This is a genomic window from Marinobacter sp. SS8-8, assembly GCF_030540945.1.
Taxonomy (GTDB): Bacteria; Pseudomonadota; Gammaproteobacteria; order Pseudomonadales; family Oleiphilaceae; genus Marinobacter.
In genome coordinates this window covers 1-2625 of sequence record NZ_JASSVN010000046.1, presented here as the reverse complement: position 1 = coordinate 2625, position 2625 = coordinate 1, and the positions used below count along the sequence as shown (strand labels likewise).

General features: G+C 48.9%; 5 protein-coding genes. 3 read left to right on the top strand and 2 right to left on the bottom strand.

Annotated features, from left to right (window positions below; genetic code table 11):
- Window positions 1–189: 189 nt before the first annotated feature.
- Window positions 190–486 carry a type II toxin-antitoxin system RelE/ParE family toxin gene (locus QPL96_RS19285; protein WP_303288897.1) on the bottom strand — a complete coding sequence of 99 codons (297 nt, stop codon included), beginning with the start codon at window positions 484–486 and terminating at the stop codon, window positions 190–192.
- A complete protein-coding gene (locus tag QPL96_RS19280) occupies window positions 486–725 on the bottom strand; it encodes a type II toxin-antitoxin system ParD family antitoxin (RefSeq protein ID WP_303288896.1) in 240 nt (79 codons plus the stop codon). Before QPL96_RS19280 ends, QPL96_RS19285 begins: the two co-directional genes overlap by 1 nt.
- A gap of 168 nt (window positions 726–893) precedes the next feature.
- Between QPL96_RS19280 and QPL96_RS19275 the strand changes: the two genes are divergently transcribed.
- The 3 genes from QPL96_RS19275 to QPL96_RS19265 all read left to right on the top strand — a co-directional run bounded on the left by QPL96_RS19275 (window position 894) and on the right by QPL96_RS19265 (window position 2216).
- Window positions 894–1229 (top strand): hypothetical protein, encoded by a 336-nt coding sequence (locus QPL96_RS19275; RefSeq protein ID WP_303288895.1) that lies wholly within the window; start codon window positions 894–896, stop codon window positions 1227–1229.
- Window positions 1230–1231: 2 nt separating this feature from the next.
- Complete coding sequence (locus QPL96_RS19270; protein ID WP_303288894.1) at window positions 1232–1744, top strand: hypothetical protein; 513 nt, start codon at window positions 1232–1234, stop codon at window positions 1742–1744.
- Window positions 1745–1832: 88 nt separating this feature from the next.
- Window positions 1833–2216, top strand: coding sequence for a hypothetical protein (locus QPL96_RS19265; RefSeq protein ID WP_303288893.1), 384 nt, complete (start codon window positions 1833–1835; stop codon window positions 2214–2216).
- The last annotated feature ends 409 nt before the right edge of the window (window positions 2217–2625 follow it).

Below are 2625 nucleotides of genomic sequence, written 5' to 3'. Positions count from 1 at the left end.
ACAATAATGGCGGTGGGTGCTATGGTAAAAGTTCATTGAGTCTTCTCCCTTGTAGTGCTTGGTCGCCTTCCAGCTTAGCGGGCAACCGCTAGGCTGGGGAGAAGGCTCAATCAGTATCAAACGCGTCACTCGGATGCCCTTTACGCCGCTCCGCTCTGTAAAGGCCACCGGTGCGCTCTGCGTTATGCCCTAAAGCAGATGCCCCTCAGGCAACATGCGTTTGTGTAGGATGCGGATAATTTCAACAATCCCCTCGGTGGCTAGCCGATAAAATATGATGTGGCTCCCCTGGGGGTACTGTCGGTAGCCCGGACTTATCTCATCGCAAGCTTGCCCCAAGTTCGGATTATCAGCCAGAAGGTGGAAGCATTGGTCGAACTGGAGAACATAGTGGTTTCGTTGATCTCGACCCCATTCACGTTCCGTGTATAGGGCAATAGATTTGAGGTCAGCTTTGGCCTTCCTGGAAAGCTTGAAACTTGGCATCAGCGCCTTTCGTTGTCCAGTTCACGAATAAACGAGTCATAGGAGTAGTCTTCGAAACCACTGTCCTCGCCTTCCTTGAGCAATTTACGAAGTGTCGTCAGGCGGGTTTCAGACTCTTCAAGCAGGCGCAATGCGGCACGAACGACCTCGCTGGTTGAGCTGTATCGGCCATTTTTGAGCTGTTCTGCAATGAAAGCATCAAAATGTTGGCCTAAAGTGATGCTAGTGTTCTTTTGCATGATGCCACCCCCGCTAGTACCAATAATTGGTATATTTTGGTCCAGGTGGCATAACAATGCAATCCACGCGACAAGCACGTGATTGCGGGCGTTATGGCAGTGGTTGCCGGATTGTAAGCCACTGGGTAGTATCTGTTTTTGAAAAAACCATGGAAAGGAGAAAGTACAATGGACTGTCCTACGATTTCGGGCTTGAAGCTAGATTCTGAAGATCAGGAAGCACTGGAGGCAATAAGGAAGGCTCAGCGCAATGGAAACATGCTTGAGATTCTTTTACCTGCTGGTGTTCTAACAACGATATTTCTTGGCAATAACTCTACGCAAGTAACTTTCAACGTTCATTCCACTGACTGGGTTTTGTTCGCGCAGTCTATGAGCAAAATCCAGCCTATCGTAAGAAAAAACATATCCAAAATTGCCCAAATGCAAAGACTCAGAGCAGGGTTGTCATACGAGCAACGCCAGTTCTGGGAAGCCGTGGATAACGGTTGCGGGGGCTACTAAATATGAAAATCAATTTCAAGTTCGCATTCCCTATACTCCTCGCGGCCACTTCTGCTCTAGCTGGCAGTAATGACGAAGTTAGTGCACATCGGTATATCTCTGAAAGAATTGCCCAATATGGAGAAGCAGTAGAGCGGTGCGAACAGGTAGCAGCCAGTCGCCCTTTACCCGATGAGTTAGTGATCGAGCATTTGCGTGGCTACAGTATCGAGGATGTTAGAGCTTTTCTTATCACCCGTAGCTCGCTTGTTTCGGGAGTTTGCGAAAAGCCAGAGCTGACTGAATTGGCTTACGCAATTGCTGTTTTGGAGGGTGCTGATATTTCCGGCACACCAAAAGAGATTGTACAGAATATAAAATTACTGGTTTTTGGTGAATCTACTTGGGCGCTGAAAAAGAAGTATCTAGAGCTTCCAACGAGTGTTCAAAATATTTTGGAGCAAACGGATTATTTTGATAAGCCATTTGACGATATTGCTATCCTGAATGCTATCGAAAATGGCAAAAATCCATAACAAATGCAGGCACGGCGACGCCCTTTACATTGCGCCTTCGGCTGCATTTCGTAGGCGCGCATGCTGCAAGCGTTATGAGTGATTTTCTATGAACGTAACAAGGAAGCCTGTTCATATATTTTTCATTGAGCACTTGCTGTATTCGGTGTATCTGTTTATTTGGCTGGTGTTGGCGGCTTTTGTCATACCAAAATTGTTGGTCCGTTACGCCAGTGTCGTGCCGCCAGAGGTCGCAATTTGGGTTTTACCAGCGTTCACGATGATCCCAATAGTTGCAGTTCTATATTTTTGGTTTCCTTACAGTGCGGTTCGGCTTTGGATTGCTGCTGGTAAGCACAATGACAGTATCGGGCAGTACGCGTGGCGTGTGTATGCTGCGGGTATCTTCTTAGTGTTCGGTTTTCTTGGGGTGATGACGTTGTTTTCTGCCGGCGATTTTTTTGAGCTCTTCCAGACATCCCACAAGAGCTAGGCAGTGAATCACTCCATCATAACAAGGCGCATGCCATGCACCGGATGCCAAACCCTCCGCTTCGCTGCGGTTTTGCCACCGGTGATGGCGGGCGTTAAAGGCCTTACTCCGGTGCTTTTTGGTCTGGTTGTTTGGGCCCGGTTTGGGTGGTTGCCGGCAGGCAGAAAACAGCCCTCAGTCCGGCAACGGCTTTGGCCGGTAATTTGGTGTTTTGGTCGCGGGGTAATCCGGCGCATACATCGGCCAGTTTCCGCGCATTCGGTGTTCTGGTTCCTGGCGCCATGGGTAGCGCTGGTGCAAAGTATCGGGAGTTGGCATTCAGCATTGGGTGCCGCAATAAATTGCCGGGTAGCTCCGGCATCTAACAGCGTTAAAGCGTAGAAACCGAGTCATGGCACCAGCTACCCAT